This is a genomic window from Trueperaceae bacterium, from assembly GCA_036381035.1.
Lineage (GTDB): Bacteria > Deinococcota > Deinococci > Deinococcales > Trueperaceae > DASRWD01.
In genome coordinates, this window is sequence record DASVDQ010000026.1 from 1 (window position 1) to 17331 (window position 17331).

Below are 17331 nucleotides of genomic sequence, written 5' to 3' on the forward strand. Positions count from 1 at the left end.
TTCCGCTTCGCCGAGCCCTTGCGGGTGCTCGTCTGTTGCGACCTCGTCTTCTTGCCCGTGACTGCGCAGACGCGCGGCATGTCTCTCCTCCGTGGCAGGCCCGGCTGGCGCCGGTGCGGTTCGCTGTCGTGACGGGGCGACCCTGCGCCCACAGAACGTCACAGGTTAGCACGGAAGGCGGGAGGTGCGCCACGGAGAGCCTGCCTCGGAACCGCTCGTCTCCCTTTCACTTGTCAGCCGGATCGTTCGACTTTCGCTACATCGGGGAGAGTCTGCTCACCACACCTCGGACCCCACGACCTGCACCTCGATCCGCACCGCAGACCTCTCACGGGTCACCGGATAGCGAAAGCCGTAACTAGTGCCTGGCCTGATGTTTCTCGTGCTCGCGGGCCAGAACGTCGCTACGTCGACGAGTCGACCGGTCGCGTCTCTGGCGATTATCTGCAGCTCGACGCCAGCTGCAGCGGCCCCGACGTTCAGCACCTCGCCGACAACCCACAACGTGTCGCCTTCCCAACGCATGTCATAGGACACGATCCGGAACCCGAGCCCGTCTGCCGAGGGCGCCGGAGCGTGGGCCGGCTGCCCTCCAGCGTCATCGTCGGCCACGCGAACTCGGTACCTGAATGTGAGGACTTGACCGCTGTCCACGGGGTCTAGCACTCGCCATCGAACGGCGCGGTACTCGTAAGGTTCGTACACCCTTCTGTCCCTTGTGCCGCCAAAAGCGATCGGCGGAACGTAGAAGTTCTCCCCATCGACAGAAAACGTAGCCATCACCGCTTCTTCTGAAGCGCGCCAAGAACCGCGCACGTACTCGAAGCCCGGTACGATTCGGCTGGTTACGACAGCGTCCCCCGCTGGCACAGTCGAAGACCCGTCGTTCACGGCTTCGATCTGATACTCCAAGATCGCTCCCGGCCCGACGTTCGAAGCCGTCGCAGGCACGAGCCGGCTTCCGCTTACGACGAACACCTGGGTGCGCGTCGCAAGCTCCTGGTCCTGTGCTGCAGCCCATCCAGCCGAAAGCAAGGTGAACGCTACTACCCGTCTGAACGTCATGGACATATGGTCAGCCCCCCGTCCGCCGTCCCGTACCGAGCCCTGCAGTCGCTCGTAGGGTGGGATCCAGTGCCGCACCAGGTACCCGCTGGAACCCAGCTTGGCGCCTGGAGTGATATCTCGGCAACTACCACGTCTCATCGGGTTAGCTTCTCTCGCGTGACCGCTGAGAGGCGCGCGTTCCTCGAGGGCCTGCGCGACGTGCTGCCCATACTGCTCGGCATCGCGCCGTTCGGGCTCATCACCGGGGTGAGCGCCGTGGGCGCCGGGATGCACCCGTTCGACATCGTCCTGATGTCGGCGCTGGTGTTCGCCGGCGCGGCACAGCTCGCCGCCATCTCCCTCATCGCCACGGGCGCGGCCGCGTGGGCCGTCGTGCTCACGGTGGCCATGGTGAACCTGCGCCACCTGATGTACGGCCTGGCCCTCTCCCCCTGGCTGCGGCGCTACGGGGTGCTCAGCCGCGCGCTCGTCTCGTTCCTGATGGTGGACCAGGCGTTCGCCCTGGCCATCGTCAAGTACCCCAGGGCCGACGACGGCTTCCCGCGCGTGGCGTACTTCCTCGGCAACGGCGTGACCGCGTGGGTCGCGTGGGTCGCGACCACGGCGGCCGGCGCCGTGCTGGGGGCGCAGCTGCCGCCCGAGTGGCAGCTCGACTTCGCGGTGCCGCTCATCTTCCTCGCGCTCCTGGTGCCGGCCGTGACCACGCGGCCGCTGCTCGTGGCGGCAGCCGTGGCCGGCGCCCTGGCCGTGGTGCTGGCCCCGCTCCCCTACAACCTCGGCCTCATCGTCGGCGTGCTGGCGGGCATCGCGGCCGGCATGTTCGCCGAGAGCCTCCTGGCGCGCCGCGCCGAGGCGGCGAGGGCGCCGTGAGCCGCCCCGAGGTCTGGCTCGCCATCGTGCTGGCCGCCCTGATCACCCTGGCCGAGCGCGGCATCTTCCTCGTCACCGCCACCGACAGGCGCCTGCCGGACGTGCTGCAGCGAGCCCTGAGCTACGTGCCGGCGGCCGTGTTCGCCGCCATCACGCTGCCTGCCCTGGTGAGGCCCTCGGGCGTGGCGTTGGGGCCGGTCGACGTGCGCCTGTTGGCCGGCGTCGTGGCGGGCGTGGTGGCCTGGCGCACGCGCAACGTGACCCTCACGTTCCTGACGGGTATGGCCGCGCTGTGGCTGCTGAGCTGGGCGCTGGGCTGAGCGGGTCGGCGCGCCGGAGTCCGGCGGTTCCCCTCTGGCGCGCTCCGGTCCGCCGGCCGCGAGCACCCTGATAACATCGCGCGCGTGACCAGGGACCAGCTCGCCCGCGCGATCTACGAGCGCTCGCTGCTGCGGGGGGAGTTCGTGCTGCGGTCGGGCGCCAGGTCGGACCGCTACTTCGACAAGTACCTCTTCGAGTCGGACCCCGAGCTCCTCGCCGAGGTCGCGCAGGCGCTGGCGCGGCTCGTCCCGCCCGACACCGAGATGCTCGCCGGCCTCGAGCTCGGCGGCGTGCCGCTGGCCGTGATGCTGGGGCAGCTCACGGGCCTCCCGGTCGTGTTCGTGCGCAAGAAGGCCAAGGAGTACGGCACGATGCGCCTGGCCGAGGGCGGCGAGATCGCCGGCAAGAAGCTGCTCGTCGTGGAGGACGTGGTGACGTCGGGCGGGCAGGTCGTGATCTCCAGCAACGACCTGCGCGAGCGCGGGGCGGTCGTCGACTCCGCCGTCTGCGTCATCGACCGCGAGGCGGGAGGTGCCGCGGCGCTGGCGGAGGCGGGCGTGGCGCTGGCCGCCCTCTTCACGATGACCGACCTCGAGCGGGCCGCCGGCCACGCTTGAGGCGGGGCCGAGCCGAACCTCGGACGCTCGAGCCTGTAGCCCGCTGCCGGGCTGCTCGCTGCAGGGGCCCGGGCGAGACCAGCGGCGCCCGCCCCCGCCGGAACCGGCAGCGCTCCCTCCGCCCAGGACGGCAACCCGAGCACCTCTCCCGACTGCGTAAACTCGGCTCATGCCAGAGGAGACGATCTTCAGCCGCATCGTCAGGCGCGAGGTGCCGGCGGACGTCCTCTACCAGGACGACCTCGTCACGGCGTTCCGCGACATCCATCCGCAGGCCCCTACCCACGTGCTGATCGTGACGAACGAGCCCATCCCCACCGTGGCCGACGTGCGTCCCGAGCACGAGCCCGCGCTCGGGCGCATGTTCACGGTCGCCGCCAAGGTGGCGGAGCAGGAGGGGCTCGAGAAGGGCTACCGGCTGATCGTCAACTGCAAGGAGCACGGCGGACAGGAGGTCTACCACCTGCACATGCACCTGGTCGGGGGCCGCAGGCTGGGCCGGATGCTGCCGCAGGCGGAGGAGGGGAAGCGATGAAGTACCGCAGGCTGGGCAACAGCGGGCTCAAGGTCAGCGAGGTGAGCCTCGGCGCCTGGACGACGTTCGGGCACACCGTCGACGACCAGCGCACGATCACGACGATCATGGAGAAGGCGGTCGAGCTCGGCGTGAACTTCTTCGACAACGCGGACGCCTACCGCCGCGGCGAGGGCGAGCGCACGATGGGCGTGGCCCTGCGCGACCTCGGCCTGCCGCGCCAGTCCTACGTCCTGTCGTCGAAGGTGTACTGGCCGATGTCCGACGCCGTCACCGACAGGGGACTGAACCGCAAGCACGTGCTCGAGTCGATAGACATGAGCCTCGAGAGGCTCGGGGTCGAGCACGTCGACATCTACTTCGCGCACCGCTACGACGACGAGACGCCCCTCGAGGAGATCGTCGAGGCGTTCACCGACGTCGTCCGCAGCGGACGCAGCCACTACTGGGGCACGAGCATGTGGCCGCCGGCGAAGATCGCCGAGGCCGTCGCGTTCGCCAAGGGCAACGGCCTCGTCGCGCCGGTCGCGGAGCAGCCGAGCTACTCCCTGCTCGACCGCGAGCGCTTCGAGAAGGAGGTCCTCCCCGTCGCCCAGCCGAAGGGCCTGGGGATCGTCGTGTTCAGCCCGCTGGCGCAGGGCATGCTCACGGGCAAGTACGACGACGGGGTGCCGGAGGGCACGCGCTTCGCGAACTTCGAGCAGTTCAGGAACCGCTTCATGACGGACGAGAACGTCCGGCGCGTGCGGGCCCTCAAGCCCATCGCCGACGAGCTCGGCATCACCAGGGCGCAGCTCGCGCTGGCCTGGCTGCTACACCAGCCGGGCGTGTCCAGCGTGATCACGGGCGCGACGCGCGTCGAGCAGGTGGTGGACAACGCCGCCGCCTCGGACGTCGAGCTGTCGGCCGAGGTGCTCGAGCGCATCGCCGAGGCCGTCGCCTGAGGAGGCTCTACACCGCGGCCCAGATGGCCGAGGCCGACAGGCTCGCCGCCGCGAGCGGCGTGCCCGTCGAGGCGCTGATGGAGGCCGCCGGACGCGCCGTGGCCCGGGAGGTGCGCGAGCGCTTCCCCGGCGCCCGACGAGCGCTGGTCCTGTGCGGACCGGGCAACAACGGGGGCGACGGCTACGTGGCCGCCGCGACGCTCGCGGCCCACCTCGAGGTCGCGCTCCTCGAGGCGACGGAGGAGCCGCGCACGCCGGCGGCCCGCGGCGCGCGGGAGGCGGCGCTGCGCGCCGGCCTGGCGCCCGCCCCGCTGTCCGCGGGCGCCGTGACCGCGTGGCTCGCCGCCGCCGAGCCCGACGCCGCCGTCGCCGTCGACGCGCTCCTCGGCTGCGGGCTCGCGCGCCCGCTCGGGGGCGTCTACGCGGAGGCGGCCGCGGCGCTGAACGCCGGCGCCGTGCCGGTGGTGTCCGTCGACGTGCCGACGGGCGTTGACGCCGACAGGGCCGCGCCGCCCGGCGAGCACGTGAGGGCCGACGTGACGGTCCAGCTCGCCGGCGCCAAGGTCGCCTCGGCGTTCCACCCGGCGCGCGCGTCGTTCGCCGGCGCCCGCCCCGGGCGCCCGAGCGGGGTCGTGGTCGCCGACATCGGGATACCAGCGGAGGTGCTGGCGTCCGTCTCCCCCACGCTCTGGCTCGACGCGGAGACGGTCGCCCCCTGGCTCCCGGACCGCGCGCCCGACGCGCACAAGTACGAGGTGGGCACGGTCGCCGTGGTGGCGGGGTCCCGGCGCTACCTGGGCGCCGCCGAGCTCGTCTGCCGCGGCGCGTGGCGCGCCGGCGCGGGCCTGGTCACGCTGGTGAGCCGCGAGCGCCACCCCGCCGCCTGGCCCGAGACCGTGCTCGTCCCGCCGGCCGACGACGGGTCTTGGCCTCCCCCGGGTTCGAGCGCGAGAGCGTCCGCCGCGCTCGTCGTCGGGCCCGGGCTCGACCCCGAGGAGACGGGCTCTCCCCTCCGCGGGCTGGGGGCCCTGCTCGACTGGGCGCCAGGCCGCGTGGTGCTGGACGCGACAGCGCTCCACCCGGAGGCGCTGGCGCCGCACCTGCCGGCGCTACGCCGCCTGGCCGAGCGCGGCGCCCCGGCGGTCCTCACCCCACACGCCGGCGAGGCCGCGCGGCTGCTCGAGGGCCTGGGCATCGACGCCGACGTCCGCGGCGACCAGCTCGGCGCCGGCCGCGCGCTGTCGGCGGCGACCGCCGCCGTGGTGGTCCTCAAGGGCGCGACGACGGTGGTGGCGTCCCCCGACGGACGCGCTTCCGTGAGCGACGCCGGCCACCCCGGCCTGGCGAGCGGCGGCACCGGCGACGTGCTGGCCGGCGCCCTCGGCGCCCTGCTCGCCGCGCCGGGCGGCGACGTGTTCGAGCGCGCCTGCGCCGCGGTCCACCTGCACGGGCTCGCCGGGGAGCGCGCGGCGCGCGACCTGGGCGTCGGGCTGGTAGCCTCTGACGTCGCGGACGCCATCGCCGAGGTCCGCGCCGAGCTGCAGCCATGAACGACGCCCCCGACGGACCGCCGCGCCTCCTCGTCACGGTGCCGGCGACCAGCGCGAACCTCGGTCCCGGCTTCGACACCCTGGGCCTGGCCGTCGACCTGCGCCTCACGGTGCGCGCGACCCTCGCCGGCGACGACGCCTTCGCCTACGCGGGCGAGGGACCGCCGCCCTCGCGCGAGGGGAACCTCGTGCACCGCGGCTTCGCCGCCGCCTACGCCGCCGTGGGCAGGCAGCCCCCGGCTGTGGCGCTGGAGGTCGAGAACCCGGTGCCCCTGGCGCGGGGCTTGGGCTCCTCGTCGGCCGCGCTCGTCGCCGGCGTGGCCGCCGCCGACGCCGCGCTGGGCGGGGAGCTGGGCCGCGACGGCGTGTTCAGGCTCGCGGCCGAGCTCGAGGGGCACCCGGACAACGTCGGTCCCGCCGTCTACGGCGGCTTCGTCGTCGCGGCGCGGGGCGAGGACGGCGCGTTCGTGGCACGCTCCTTCCCGGTCCCCGCGGACTGGCGCCTGCTGTTCGGGGTCCCGAGCTTCGCCCTCCCCACGTCCGCCGCGCGCGCCGCGCTGCCGGGCTCGTGCTCGCTGGCCGACGCGTCCCTCACGGCCTCCCGGACCGCGCTGTGGGTCGCCGCCGTCGCCACGGGCGACCGCTCGCTGCTGCGCACGGCCTCCCTCGACGTGATCCACCAGCCGCACCGCGCCGCGCTCGTGCCCGGCCTCGACGGGCTCCTCGCCGACCTGCGCGCTGCCGGCGCCGACGCGGCCTACCTCTCGGGTGCGGGACCGACCGTCGGGGCGATAACCGGCGACGAGTCGGCGGACGCCTGCCGCGAGGTGCTGGCCGCCTGGGTGGGCGCGGAAGGTCGCGTCCTGGAGCCGGGTCCGGCGACCGGCTACGCCGTGACCCGGTGTTAGCATCGCCCGCGTGGGCGTGGTCCTCGGCATCGACACCTCCTGCGACGACACCGGCGTCGGCGTCGTCTCGGGCGGGCGGGTCCTGTCGAACGTGGTGCTCGGCCAGACGGCTCTCCACGCCGCCTTCGGCGGGGTGGTGCCCGAGCAGGCGAGCCGCGAGCACCTCAGCGTCATCGACGGCGCCGTGCTCCGCGCGCTGAACGAGGCCGGCGTCGACCTCGCGGACCTCACCGCCGTCGGCGCCACGCACGGTCCCGGGCTCGTGGGGGCGCTGCTCGTGGGGCTGAGCTACGGCAAGGCGCTGGCCTTCGGGCTCGAGGTGCCGTTCGTGCCCGTGCACCACCTCGCCGGCCACCTCGCCGCCGCCGACGCGGAGCCGCCGTTCCTGGCCCTCATAGCCTCGGGCGGCCACACCGTCCTCTTCGACGTGGAGGGCTGGGACCGCGTGACCGAGCTGGGCCGCAGCCGCGACGACGCCGCCGGCGAGGCCTTCGACAAGGTCGCCCGCCTCCTGGGCCTCGGCTACCCGGGCGGCGCGGCGCTCTCCAGGCTCGCCGAGCAGGGCGACGACCACGGCGTCGAGCTGCCCTGGCCGCTGAAGGGTGACGACGGCCTCAGCTTCAGCTTCTCCGGCCTCAAGACGGCAGTGGCGCTGCTGCTCGAGCGCTGCCCGGACGTCGACAAGGCGGACGTGGCCGCGACGTTCGAGCGCGTCGCCGTGGGCTCGCTGGTCGAGGTGACGCTGCGCGCCGCCGAGCGCACCGGCGCGCGGCGCCTCGTCGTCGCCGGCGGCGTGGCCGCGAACCGGCGTCTCCGCGCGGAGCTGGCGCACAGCGGGCTCGAGGTCTCGTTCCCGCCGCCGGCGCTCTCCACAGACAACGGCGCGATGATCGCGCTCGCCGCCGAGAGGACGCTGGACCGGCTGCCCGGCGGGACCGCGCCGCCGGGCGCCTGGACCGCCGACGCGCGGCCGTACCTCCCGCTGGCGGCCGCGTGAGCCGCCCGCGGCTAGCCGTCAACTACTCGCCGCCGCTGGCCCGCCTCGTGGAGGCCGGGGCGGTCTCCATCGACATCTACAAGGTCCCCGACTGGGACGACCTCATCGCCGCGGCGTGCGTCTCGGCGCCCTGCTACGTGCACTTCCCCGCCGAGCTGGGGGCCACGCGCCTCGGACTCGACCCGCGGCGCGCCGCCGACCTGATGCGCCGCACCGGCACCCGCCACCTCAACGCCCACCTCGTGCCGTCGCGGGAGCGCTTCCCCGACGTGGCCGTGGGCGACGTCTCACCCGCGGCGCGGCGCCGCGTGACCGAGGCGCTGGTCGCGGACGTCGAGGTACTGGCGGAGGTCGTGGGCGCCGAGAGCGTGATCGTCGAGAACGTCCCCTACCGCGGGGAGGAGCACGGCCTCCTGCGCGCGGGCGTCGACCCGCGGGTCGTCGCGGCGGTCGTGGAGGCCACGGGCTGCGGCCTGCTGCTCGACCTCTCGCACGCCCTCCTGACGGCGCGGACGCTGGGCCTGGGGCTCTGGGGGTACGTCGACGCGCTGCCCACGCACGCCCTGCGCGAGCTGCACGTGTCCGGCGTCCGTCCCGTCGACGGACGCCTGCGCGACCACCTGCCGCTCACCGAGGACGACGTCGCGAGCCTGCGCGCGGCGCTGGCGCGGGTGCGCGCCGGCGCCTGGCCGGCGCCGGAGACGGTGGCGTTCGAGTACGGCGGTGTCGGCCCGGTCTTCGAGTGGCGCACGGACCCCGACGTGCTGGCCGAGCAGGTGCCGCTCCTGCGCGAGCTGGTGGGCTCGCTGGACCAGGCCGCCCCTACCTGATCGACCCCCACAGGCCGGCCAGGTACATCTCCTGCGTGACCACACCCTTGACCTCCTGCCCGTCGACGATCACGACGAGCTGCTCGTGCGCGAGCATGCTGCGGAGCTCGGTGACGGCGACGTCGGAGGGCGCCTTGGCCAGCTCCTCCCACGAGGTGATGCGGTCGTGGTGCAGGCCCGTGACGCCGATCGGCACGCGGTCCTGGTGGACGATCACGACGCGGTTCTCGAACAGCGTCTGCACCGCCTGGGCGGCGTCCACGACGGGGACCTTCATGGCCGCGTCGCCGGCGGTGGGCGGCGCCGAGAGGCCGAAGGAGAGCAGCGTGGGGCTGGGGATGCGCAGCGAGCTGCGCACCCAGATCAGCGCCAGGGAGTAGGCGAGCACGAACACGGCGCCCTCGAGGAGGCCGGCGGCGTTGAAGTCGCGGAAGCCCAGCCGGCCCTGGCCGGGCACGACGAGCGAGACGAGGAGGGAAACTAGCAGTGCGAACGCCACGGCGGCGAGCGCTCCGAGGAGCGCCGCCAGGCGGAGCTGAGAGGGTCTCCTCACGCGTTCCTCCACTCAGGCTGGGCGGGGTCGAGGACCCCGGGCAGGTGGTCGAGCCTGTCGACGTCGGCCGCCACCGACGCGTCCTCGGTGGGCAGGGCGCGGGCGCTCACCCCCAGGAGCCGGCCGACCCGCGCCTCGAGGGCCGCCAGCGTCGCCGTGCCGGTGACCAGCCGCAGGAGCACGCCCAGCCCGACGAGGGCGGCGAGGCGCAGCGGGTCCTTGCGTCCGCCGAAGGCCCGCGCGATCAGGGGCAGCACCGCCGGGACCGCCTCCGCGGCGAGCAGGGCCAGGTTCCCGCCCGTGAAGCGCCCGTCCCTGAGCCGCACGTAGGTGCGCCTCTGCTCCGGGAAAGCGCGCGCCATGTCCGCTTCCGACACGACCGGGTAGACGACCTGCGCCCCCGTGGACCGGGCGCCGTCGACGAACCTGGCCACGGCGTCGGGGACGAGCCAGGGCAGGTCGGCGGTGGCCAGCAGCACCTCCGTGGCCCCGCGGCCCAGCGCGGCGCCGAGGCCGAGGGCGAACGAGTCCTCGAACCGCCGTCCGGACGGCAGGCGCACGAGGTCGTAGCCGGCGAGCTCGAGCTCGCCAGGGCCCACGTACACGACCTCGTCCACGCGTCCCGAGCCCGCCAGGGCGTCCAAGACGTAGGCCGCGAGAGGACGGCCCGCCACGGGCAGGAGCGCCTTGGCGGGGACCCCGGCGGCGACGGCTAGCGCGTCGCCGGGGTCGCCCCCGGCCAGCACCACGGCTGTCACCCCTCCCGGCGGCATGGCGGAGTCTACCTAAGTGCCGGAGCCCGCGACCGTGCGGGCTCCGGCGTCGAGGACGGGAGGGGGCAGGCTCAGAAGCGCGACTGTCTGACGTTCAGCTCGACGGTGCGTCCCGGCTCGAGGGTGAACGTCGTCACGTACGTCGAGTAGCGGGGCGCGATGACGACGATCTCGTGGCGTCCGGGCTGCACGTCGCGCAGCTCGAGGCGGCCGCTGCCCGAGGGGATGTTGCCGGCGTAGCTGCCGTCGAGGAAGACCGTCGCCCCGCCGACGTTCGCCTGGATCACGACGACCGAGCTGGTGCCGCGCATGGTGACGTCGACGACGGTGTCGCGGCCCTCGGAGACGCGGAAGCCGATGACCTGGCTCTCGTAGCCGGGGAGCTCGAAGGTGGCCTCGTACTGGCCGGGCTCGAAGCGGATCGAGCCGGTGGGCGTGGTGCCGACGTAGCGCCCGTCGACGTAGACGTCGGCGCCCGAGGGCGAGCTCGTGAACGAGGCGCTGCCCGCCCGCACGCGCTGCCGCAGGTTCGCGGTGACGGGCTCGGTGCGTCCGGGCGAGACGTTCACCGAGGTCGTGAACTCCTCGTAGCCGGCGAGCACGAAGCGCACGTCGTGGCGCCCGGGCCTGGTCCCGAAGGAGACCGGCGTGTAGCCGACGAAGCTGCCGTCGACGTAGACCTCGGCGCCGCTGGGGTTCGACCGCAGCTGCAGCGTGCCGTAAGCCGCCTGCGGCGGCCGGTCGCCGACGTAGTAGAGCGCGGTGTCGGTGACCCAGTCCTCCTGCGGGATGGGGTTGACGATGATGCGGAAGCCCTGGACGAAGCCCTCCTCGCCGATCGAGCTGTGGGCGAACAGGTCGTCCTCGTCGTCGAAGCGCGCCAGCTGCCTGGTGTCCAGCGGCGACCGGCTGGCGACGGCGATGACCTTCGAGAGGCCGCGCGGCGGCGCGATGTTGAACACGTAGCGCGCGCGGGGCGGCGGGAGCGTCACGGTGCTGCCGCCGCGCACGAAGTTGTCGTCGTCGAACCGGTTCGGGAAGATCTGCGTGATCTCGCCGTTGGGCTTGACGTCGAAGACGTAGACGTAGCTGTCCTCGGCGGGGCGCACGGAGATCCTCACCTCCTCGCCCACCTGGTAGGAGGGGGCGCCTTCGCCCGTGGGGTCGCGGTCGAGCCAAACGTCCACGCCGAAGCTCGGACGCGGGTTCACGACTATCGCCTGCGGGCTAACCACGATCTGAGCGGACGCCGCGGAGGCGAAGAGCAAGGCTAGGCCTAAGAGTCGTTTGAGCATGGCCTGCCTCCTTTCTGGCAGGAGGGTAGCACCGGCCCACATACGCTCGTTATGGACCTCCTAACGGCTTCTTCATCCTGTGCGGGGGATGTCGCAGCCCCGCGTCGCGGCGTGCGGGCGTGGGCTAAGTTGTGCCCCATGCGAGCCATCACGCCACGATCGCTTCGCCTGGCCGCGGCCGCCGCGCTGCTGGCCGGCCTCGCCGCCGCGCAGGAGCCCCCGTCCGTGGAGACGATCCTCGACAACGTTACGCAGGCCGCCCGGGACCTCCAGGACGCGTCGTTCCTGCTCACGGGGCGCGTGATCGACGCCGACGGCACCGAGTTCGCGCTCGAGATCGAGGTGCAGGTGATCCCGGGCCAGGACCTGGCGAGCGCGTACATCATCCAGCCCGACGCCCTGGCGGACAACCAGATCGTCCTCGACGGCGCGTCCGTGTACAGCTACTCGTTCCTCACGAACCAGGTGACGATCTTCGACGCCGACGACCCCGACGCGCTGGGCGGCATCCTGCCCACGGGGCAGGACGGCGCCACGGCGAACCTGTCGCTCGACCTCGGCCAGATCCTGGAGGGCTACGACGCCGAGCTCGTGGGCGTCGAGGACGGCCCCGACGGTCCCGTCTACCGGCTGGCCTTCGCGAACCGCGACAGGGAGGCGATGATCCTCGACGTCGACGCCTGGGTCCTGGCCGCCGACTGGCTGCCGCGCCGCCTCGTCTTCAAGGAGGAGGACGGCCGCGTCGTCGCCGAGCTGAACGCCGAGCAGCTCGTCGTGAACCAGGGCCTCGACCCCGCGGAGGTGCGGGCCCTGCCCGAGGACGCCGAGGTCATCGACAACCGCTCTGACTGACGCGGCCGGGGTCAGCGCCGTCCCCTGAGCGCCGTCCCGGGACGAGCGGGCGCAGCGCGCGCCGACCGGGCGGCCGGCGCCCCTCGACCGTCACCCTGGTGCCTCCTAGCTAGACCATCCGCTCCGGCACCACGGCCTCGTCGAACTCCTCGGGCGTGAGGTAGCCCAGCGCCACCGCGGCCTCCTTGAGGGTCGTGCCCTCGCGGTGCGCCTTCTGGGCGATCTCGGCGGCCTTGTAGTAGCCGATCCGCGTGTTCAGGGCCGTCACCAGCATCAGCGAGTTGTCGAGGTGCATGCGTATGCGCTGGCGGTCGGCCTCGATGCCCTCGACGCAGTTGACCCTGAAGCTCTCGCACGCGTCGCCGAGGAGCTGCGCCGACATCAGCAGGTCGTGGATCATCACCGGCTTGAAGACGTTGAGCTGCAGGTGCCCCTGGCTGCCCGCCACGCTGATCGTCGTGTCGTTGCCGATCACCTGGGCGCACACCATCGTCATCGCCTCGGCCTGCGTGGGGTTGACCTTGCCCGGCATGATCGAGGAGCCCGGCTCGTTCGCGGGCAGCCTGATCTCCCCGATGCCGCAGCGCGGGCCTGACCCCAGCAGCCTGATGTTGTTCGCCACGGCCATCAGCGCGACGGCCGCGCGCTTCAGCGCGCCGGAGGCCTCCACGACGGCGTCGTGCGCCGACAGCGCCTCGAACTTGTCGTCGGCGGTGCGGAAGGGGTAGCCGGTCAGCTCGGCGATCTTCGCGGCCACGGCCGCGGCGAAGCCCGGCGGGGCGTTGAGGCCCGTGCCGACGGCGGTGCCGCCCAGGGCCAGCTCGGCTAGGTGCGGCAGCGCGTTCTCGACCGCCTCGATCGACTTCGCCACCTGCGTCGCGTAGCCGCCGAACTCCTGGCCGAGCGTGAGGGGCGTGGCGTCCATCAGGTGGGTGCGGCCGATCTTGACGAGCCCGGCGAACTCGCGCGACTTGGCCGCCAGCGCCTCCTTCAGCCGGCGCATGGCCGGCAGGGTGTGGTCGGCGAGCTTGCCGTAGGCGGCGATGTGCATGGCCGTCGGGAAGGTGTCGTTCGACGACTGGCTCCTGTTGACGTCGTCGTTCGGGTGCACGGGCACCTTGCTGCCCAGCGGGTGGCCGGTGAGCTCGCTGGCCCGGTTCGCGATGACCTCGTTGAGGTTCATGTTCGTCTGCGTGCCCGACCCCGTCTGCCACACGACCAGGGGGAAGTGGTCGTCCAGCTCGCCGGCGAGGATCTCGTCGCAGACGCGCGCGATGAGGTCGGCCTTGTCCCGCTCGAGGCCGGCCAGCTCGGCGTTCACCAGCGCGGACGCCTTCTTGAGGACCGCGAAGCCGTAGATGACCTCGCGGGGCATGAGCTGCCCGCCGATCCTGAAGTTCTGGCGCGACCGCTCGGTCTGCGCGCCCCAGTAGCGGTCGGCGGGGACGCGCACCTCGCCGAGGGTGTCCTTCTCTACGCGGTGCTCCACGGGCCCATGCTACCCGCGGCCGCCGCGGGTCCCGCACCGCCAGGGGAGCCGGGGGCTACCGCCTACCGGTCGGCTCCGCGGACCGTGCGGGCGACGCCACGGGGCCGCTACGACCCGCACAGCGGCGCCGTGCAGACGTCGAGGTAGGCCCACTCGTGGCCGCCCCGCACCGAGAGCTTCAGCCACAGGCGCCCGTCCTCCACGAGGTAGGCGGGCCCGGCGTGGGAGCGCAGCTCGTCAAGCGACGCGACCTCCGGCGCCACGTTGCGCTCGTCCACCCACCAGTCGACGTACGGGTACGCCTCGGCGCCTTGCCACGGCAGCGACACGACGACCGCGTCCCCGGGCGCGACGCCCTCGGTGAGCCCCAGGCGCAGGTGGTCCGGCGCTCCCGCGTACTCGTACGAGTACTCGTCGCCGTAGCGCGCCACCGTCCTGAAGAGGTGGGGCGGCTCGGCGGGCGAGCCGTACATCACGTGCGCGACGCCGTCGCCGCGCCGCACGGTGACCGGGCCGAGCCCCTCGGCCGGTCCCGCGACGACGTCGAGCGAGAGGCCCACGTACGGCCCGCGGCAGGCGAGGGCGTTCCACTCGGCCCTGAGGGTGCAGTCGGCGGACGCCAGGAACGGGTCGTTCACCGTGACCCAGAGACCCGGCGTGCCCGTGACGCTGCCGTCGGCGTCGCGGAACACGGCGCTGCGGTACCCGTCCTCGCCCGCCTCGGCGTTCCCGACGCGGCTGTGCAGGTAGACGCGGTTCACGCCGGGGGCGAACGTGAGGCCGCTGGCCCAGTTGTCCGCGGCGGTGGCGTAGTGCGTGAAGTCGAGGTAGCTCAGGGCGGCCGCCTGGCGCCGGGCGTTGGGGACGTAGCCGGCGAAGCGGCTGTCCTTCACGTGGACGGTGCCGTCGTAGAACTCGAAGCCGCGCAGCGTGAAGCTGGGGTCCCAGGGCCGCGGCAGGTGGCGTCCGGCCGCCGCGCTCTCGTCGTCCCACTCCGGCCAGGTGCCGACGTTCGGCGTCTCGCCCACGAAGGCCACGCCCTCGGCGCCGCTCTCGTCGGAGGCGAAGGTGACGCCGCGGGCGTTGTCGCTCAGCACCCCGCCCGCGAGCACGGCGTGGGAGCCGCGGAACCAGGCGCCGCCGCCGCGGTGCTTGTAGGCCACGAACCCCGCGAACACCGCCGTCACGGCGCTGTCCTCGTCGAGCGGGTCGAGGCGCGGCTCGTACCGCGTGGGCGGGTTGTCGCCGAGGTCGGCGGTGGGGCCGTTGTCGACGAGCAGGCCGAACTCGCGGTTCGAGTGGGCGGCGTTGCCCTCGAACCTGCCCAGGGGCGTGTGGCGCGGCCACACGTCGGTCTCGTCGGCGGCGAGCCCCGTCGGGTGCTCGGGCAGCGCGTACCAGAAGCCGGTACCGCGGGAGCTGGCCGCGACGTTGCCGACGAGGTCGTTCGCGGGGTTCGTGACCCAGAAGCCGGCGGGGCCCAGGTACGAGTGGTCGGAGGGCAGCACCGCGTCGTCGGCGGGCGGCTTCATGACCACCAGCGCCAGGTTCCGGTAGAGCTCGTTCCCGGTCTCGTCGCCGTCCTCGAGGAAGAAGCAGTGGCCGTAGGTCGAGTAGCCGACGACGTCCTCGACGAGCACGCCGTTCGTGCCGTGGACCGTCACGCACCGGTGGTAGGCGTCGTGGACGCTGGTCCGCCTCACGAAGCTCTCCCGCCCGCCGTCGCCGACCTGGTGGAAGTGCACCGGGTAGCGCGCCAGGCGCCCGCGCTGGCCCATGCGGTAGAGCTCGACGGCGTCGAGCCGCAGGCGCCCCTCGCCCATCACCATCACGTGGCCGCCGAACTGGCCATCGTCGCTCTGCGCGTCGCCCCTGATCACGATGTTGCGGCTGAGGCGGGCCACCTCGGCGCGCTGGTCCACGACGATCCCCCCGACCTCCATCAGCGTGCCCTGGTGGAAGAACGACAGGGGAGCGTCGAGCTCGACCGTGTCGCCCGCCACGGACACCACGGTCCGCTCCTCGACCTGGTCGTCGCCGTCCTCGCCGTAGCCGGCGAAGTCCGTGGAGGCCACGACGATCCTCTCGCCCGGCCGCCAGCCCGTGGCGTCCTGCAGCCAGACCTGGCTGTCGCCCGGGTGCGCGTCGCGCGCCAGCCACGTCCAGCTCGAGCCGACCATGTCGCCGTAGAGCTCGATGACGCCGCCCATGGTCGCCAGGAACTTCGTGCCCATGCCCATCAGGTCCGCCTCGCTCTCCGGGCCCGTGAGCGTGATGACGGCGCGTCCGCGGTAGGGCTCGGCGCTGCTGCCGGCGTAGAGGCCGCCGTGGACCAGGATCCACCCGGCCGTCAGCTCGACCTCGCCCTCGCCCAGGACCAGCGCCCCGTCGATCGTCAGGCTGGCGAGCGGCGGCGGGGTGACGTCGAGGAGCATCACGGTGCCTTCCGGCACCACGACGTCGTCCCCCGCGGCGGGCACCTCGCCGCCCGGCCAGGCGGCGGGGTCGGACCACAGGGCCGTGGGCTCCGGCGGCGGGGGGCTGGGGTCGCGCGGCCGCGGGGCGGCGCCCCGGTCGGGCGGCGGCTCCTGGGCGCCGCAGGCGGCGAGGACGACGACGAGCGCCGCGAGAGCGGCGCGGGAGAGGACGCTCAGCAGGCGCATCCCGAGAAGGTACTCGTCAGCGGGGGCGACGTTCGTGGCGGACCTCATGACGACAACACCGTGCGCAGCGCCGCGGGCAGGGCGTCCTTCCAGTTCGGCCAGTTGTGGCCGGCGCTGCTCTCCGTGTAGGCGCACCTCACCCCCTCGCGTTCGGCCAGGGCCGCGGCGGCCTCGCGGTTCACCCCGTGCAGCCACTCGAGCGTGCCCACGTGGAGGTGCCAGGTGCGCGGCAGCGGCGTGCCGGGGTCGCGCAGGCGCTCCACCAGCCACGACTCCCGCGCACGGTAGGGGTCGAACGACTCGGGCGTGCCGAGGAACGCCCCCGACAGCGAGAGCATGGCGTCGTCGCGTGCCGCGTCAGGTTCGCGCGCGGCGCGGCGCAGCGCGAGCGTCGCGGAGGCGAGGGCGCCCAGGCTCGCGCCCACCCAGACCCGCTCGGGGGTGAGGGGGTAGCGCGCGGCCAGCTCCGGCTCCAGCTCCTCCTCCACGAAGCGCTGATAAGCCTCCGAGAAGGCGTACTCGACCATGCGGTCGACGGGCTCGACGAACGCCAGGCGCGCGGGGCGGACCTCGCCGCGGCGGAGGAGCGCCTCCAGCACCAGGTGCAGCGCGCCGACGCGCTTGAAGGCCACGCCGTCCTGCACGACGGCCAGCGGCGTGGCCTCGTCCGCCGCCACCCGCGCGGGCGTGTAGACGGCGACCCGGCGGGTCTGGCCGAGGGCGCGGCTCTCGATCCGCAGCCTCTCCTCCGTGCCGCCGCCGAGGTCCGCGGGCGGGTCGGCGAGCTCGTGACGCCGGTAGGAGGGGCCGGTCACGCAGCTGACCTCGCCGTACCAGACGCTGGGCGCGCGGCATCGGCCCGCGGGGTCTGGCCTCACGGCGCCGTCCTCGCCGATGAAGCCGTACTCGAAGTAGACGTCGTCGGGCAGCTCGAGCTCGAGGGTCTCGCCGGGCGTGACGGGCCGCGGGGCCCTGGCCATGTCGGTGAGGTCGCTGGCGAGCTGCCGCGCCCAGGAGGGGACAGTGACCCTCAGCACCATGCGCCGAGTCTATAGGCGGCCGGAGT

Annotated in this window: 17 protein-coding genes; 10 read left to right on the plus strand and 7 right to left on the minus strand. The window is 73.5% G+C overall.

Translation table 11 applies throughout. The features are described from left to right. Positions 1 to 276 precede the first annotated feature (276 nt). Positions 277 to 1065, minus strand: coding sequence for a hypothetical protein (locus VF202_04455; GenBank protein ID HEX7039345.1), 789 nt, complete (start codon positions 1063 to 1065; stop codon positions 277 to 279). A 159-nt stretch (positions 1066 to 1224) separates the two neighbouring features. Between VF202_04455 and VF202_04460 the strand changes: the two genes are divergently transcribed. The 9 genes from VF202_04460 to VF202_04500 all read left to right on the plus strand — a co-directional run bounded on the left by VF202_04460 (position 1225) and on the right by VF202_04500 (position 8640). After that, a complete protein-coding gene (locus tag VF202_04460; protein HEX7039346.1) occupies positions 1225 to 1938 on the plus strand; it encodes an AzlC family ABC transporter permease in 714 nt (237 codons plus the stop codon). Continuing rightward, positions 1935 to 2258 (plus strand): AzlD domain-containing protein, encoded by a 324-nt coding sequence (locus VF202_04465; protein ID HEX7039347.1) that lies wholly within the window; start codon positions 1935 to 1937, stop codon positions 2256 to 2258. Before VF202_04460 ends, VF202_04465 begins: the two co-directional genes overlap by 4 nt. Before the next feature lie 84 nt (positions 2259 to 2342). Further along, positions 2343 to 2876 carry an orotate phosphoribosyltransferase gene (pyrE, locus tag VF202_04470; protein HEX7039348.1) on the plus strand — a complete coding sequence of 178 codons (534 nt, stop codon included), beginning with the start codon at positions 2343 to 2345 and terminating at the stop codon, positions 2874 to 2876. A 169-nt stretch (positions 2877 to 3045) separates the two neighbouring features. Continuing rightward, the gene (locus VF202_04475; protein ID HEX7039349.1) at positions 3046 to 3411 is read left to right on the plus strand and encodes an HIT domain-containing protein; all 366 of its coding nucleotides are present in this window, start codon (positions 3046 to 3048) and stop codon (positions 3409 to 3411) included. Further along, positions 3408 to 4355: an aldo/keto reductase gene (locus VF202_04480; GenBank protein HEX7039350.1), complete on the plus strand. Its 948-nt coding sequence runs from the start codon at positions 3408 to 3410 to the stop codon at positions 4353 to 4355. The genes VF202_04475 and VF202_04480 overlap by 4 nt, the downstream gene beginning before the upstream one ends. Continuing rightward, positions 4352 to 5905, plus strand: coding sequence for an NAD(P)H-hydrate dehydratase (locus tag VF202_04485; protein ID HEX7039351.1), 1554 nt, complete (start codon positions 4352 to 4354; stop codon positions 5903 to 5905). Before VF202_04480 ends, VF202_04485 begins: the two co-directional genes overlap by 4 nt. Then, complete coding sequence (gene thrB / locus VF202_04490; GenBank protein HEX7039352.1) at positions 5902 to 6813, plus strand: homoserine kinase; 912 nt, start codon at positions 5902 to 5904, stop codon at positions 6811 to 6813. The genes VF202_04485 and thrB overlap by 4 nt, the downstream gene beginning before the upstream one ends. 10 nt (positions 6814 to 6823) lie before the next feature. Further along, complete coding sequence (tsaD, locus tag VF202_04495; protein HEX7039353.1) at positions 6824 to 7810, plus strand: tRNA (adenosine(37)-N6)-threonylcarbamoyltransferase complex transferase subunit TsaD; 987 nt, start codon at positions 6824 to 6826, stop codon at positions 7808 to 7810. Beyond that, entirely contained in the window at positions 7807 to 8640 is an 834-nt protein-coding gene (locus VF202_04500) for a DUF692 family protein (GenBank protein ID HEX7039354.1), read from the plus strand. Before tsaD ends, VF202_04500 begins: the two co-directional genes overlap by 4 nt. Here the strand turns inward: VF202_04500 and VF202_04505 are convergent. The 3 genes from VF202_04505 to VF202_04515 all read right to left on the minus strand — a co-directional run bounded on the left by VF202_04505 (position 8633) and on the right by VF202_04515 (position 11201). Continuing rightward, entirely contained in the window at positions 8633 to 9193 is a 561-nt protein-coding gene (locus tag VF202_04505) for a hypothetical protein (GenBank protein ID HEX7039355.1), read from the minus strand. The two genes, VF202_04500 and VF202_04505, sit on opposite strands and share 8 nt — an antisense overlap. Next, complete coding sequence (locus VF202_04510; GenBank protein HEX7039356.1) at positions 9190 to 9966, minus strand: NTP transferase domain-containing protein; 777 nt, start codon at positions 9964 to 9966, stop codon at positions 9190 to 9192. Before VF202_04510 ends, VF202_04505 begins: the two co-directional genes overlap by 4 nt. Positions 9967 to 10037: 71 nt before the next feature. Continuing rightward, positions 10038 to 11201, minus strand: a complete 1164-nt coding sequence (locus VF202_04515) for a PEGA domain-containing protein (GenBank protein HEX7039357.1) — start codon at positions 11199 to 11201, stop codon at positions 10038 to 10040. A gap of 198 nt (positions 11202 to 11399) precedes the next feature. Here VF202_04515 and VF202_04520 point away from each other — a divergent pair, with 198 nt between their 5' ends. Further along, positions 11400 to 12113 carry an outer membrane lipoprotein carrier protein LolA gene (locus VF202_04520; protein ID HEX7039358.1) on the plus strand — a complete coding sequence of 238 codons (714 nt, stop codon included), beginning with the start codon at positions 11400 to 11402 and terminating at the stop codon, positions 12111 to 12113. Positions 12114 to 12222: 109 nt separating this feature from the next. Here the strand turns inward: VF202_04520 and fumC are convergent, their stop codons facing one another. The 3 genes from fumC to VF202_04535 form a co-directional block, all read right to left on the minus strand. After that, positions 12223 to 13602: a class II fumarate hydratase gene (fumC, locus tag VF202_04525; GenBank protein ID HEX7039359.1), complete on the minus strand. Its 1380-nt coding sequence runs from the start codon at positions 13600 to 13602 to the stop codon at positions 12223 to 12225. A gap of 107 nt (positions 13603 to 13709) precedes the next feature. Next, positions 13710 to 16265: a G8 domain-containing protein gene (locus tag VF202_04530; protein HEX7039360.1), complete on the minus strand. Its 2556-nt coding sequence runs from the start codon at positions 16263 to 16265 to the stop codon at positions 13710 to 13712. 44 nt (positions 16266 to 16309) lie between these two features. Next, on the minus strand, positions 16310 to 17305 hold the full coding sequence (locus VF202_04535) for an alpha/beta hydrolase-fold protein (GenBank protein HEX7039361.1): 996 nt from the start codon (positions 17303 to 17305) through the stop codon (positions 16310 to 16312). Positions 17306 to 17331: the final 26 nt, after the last annotated feature.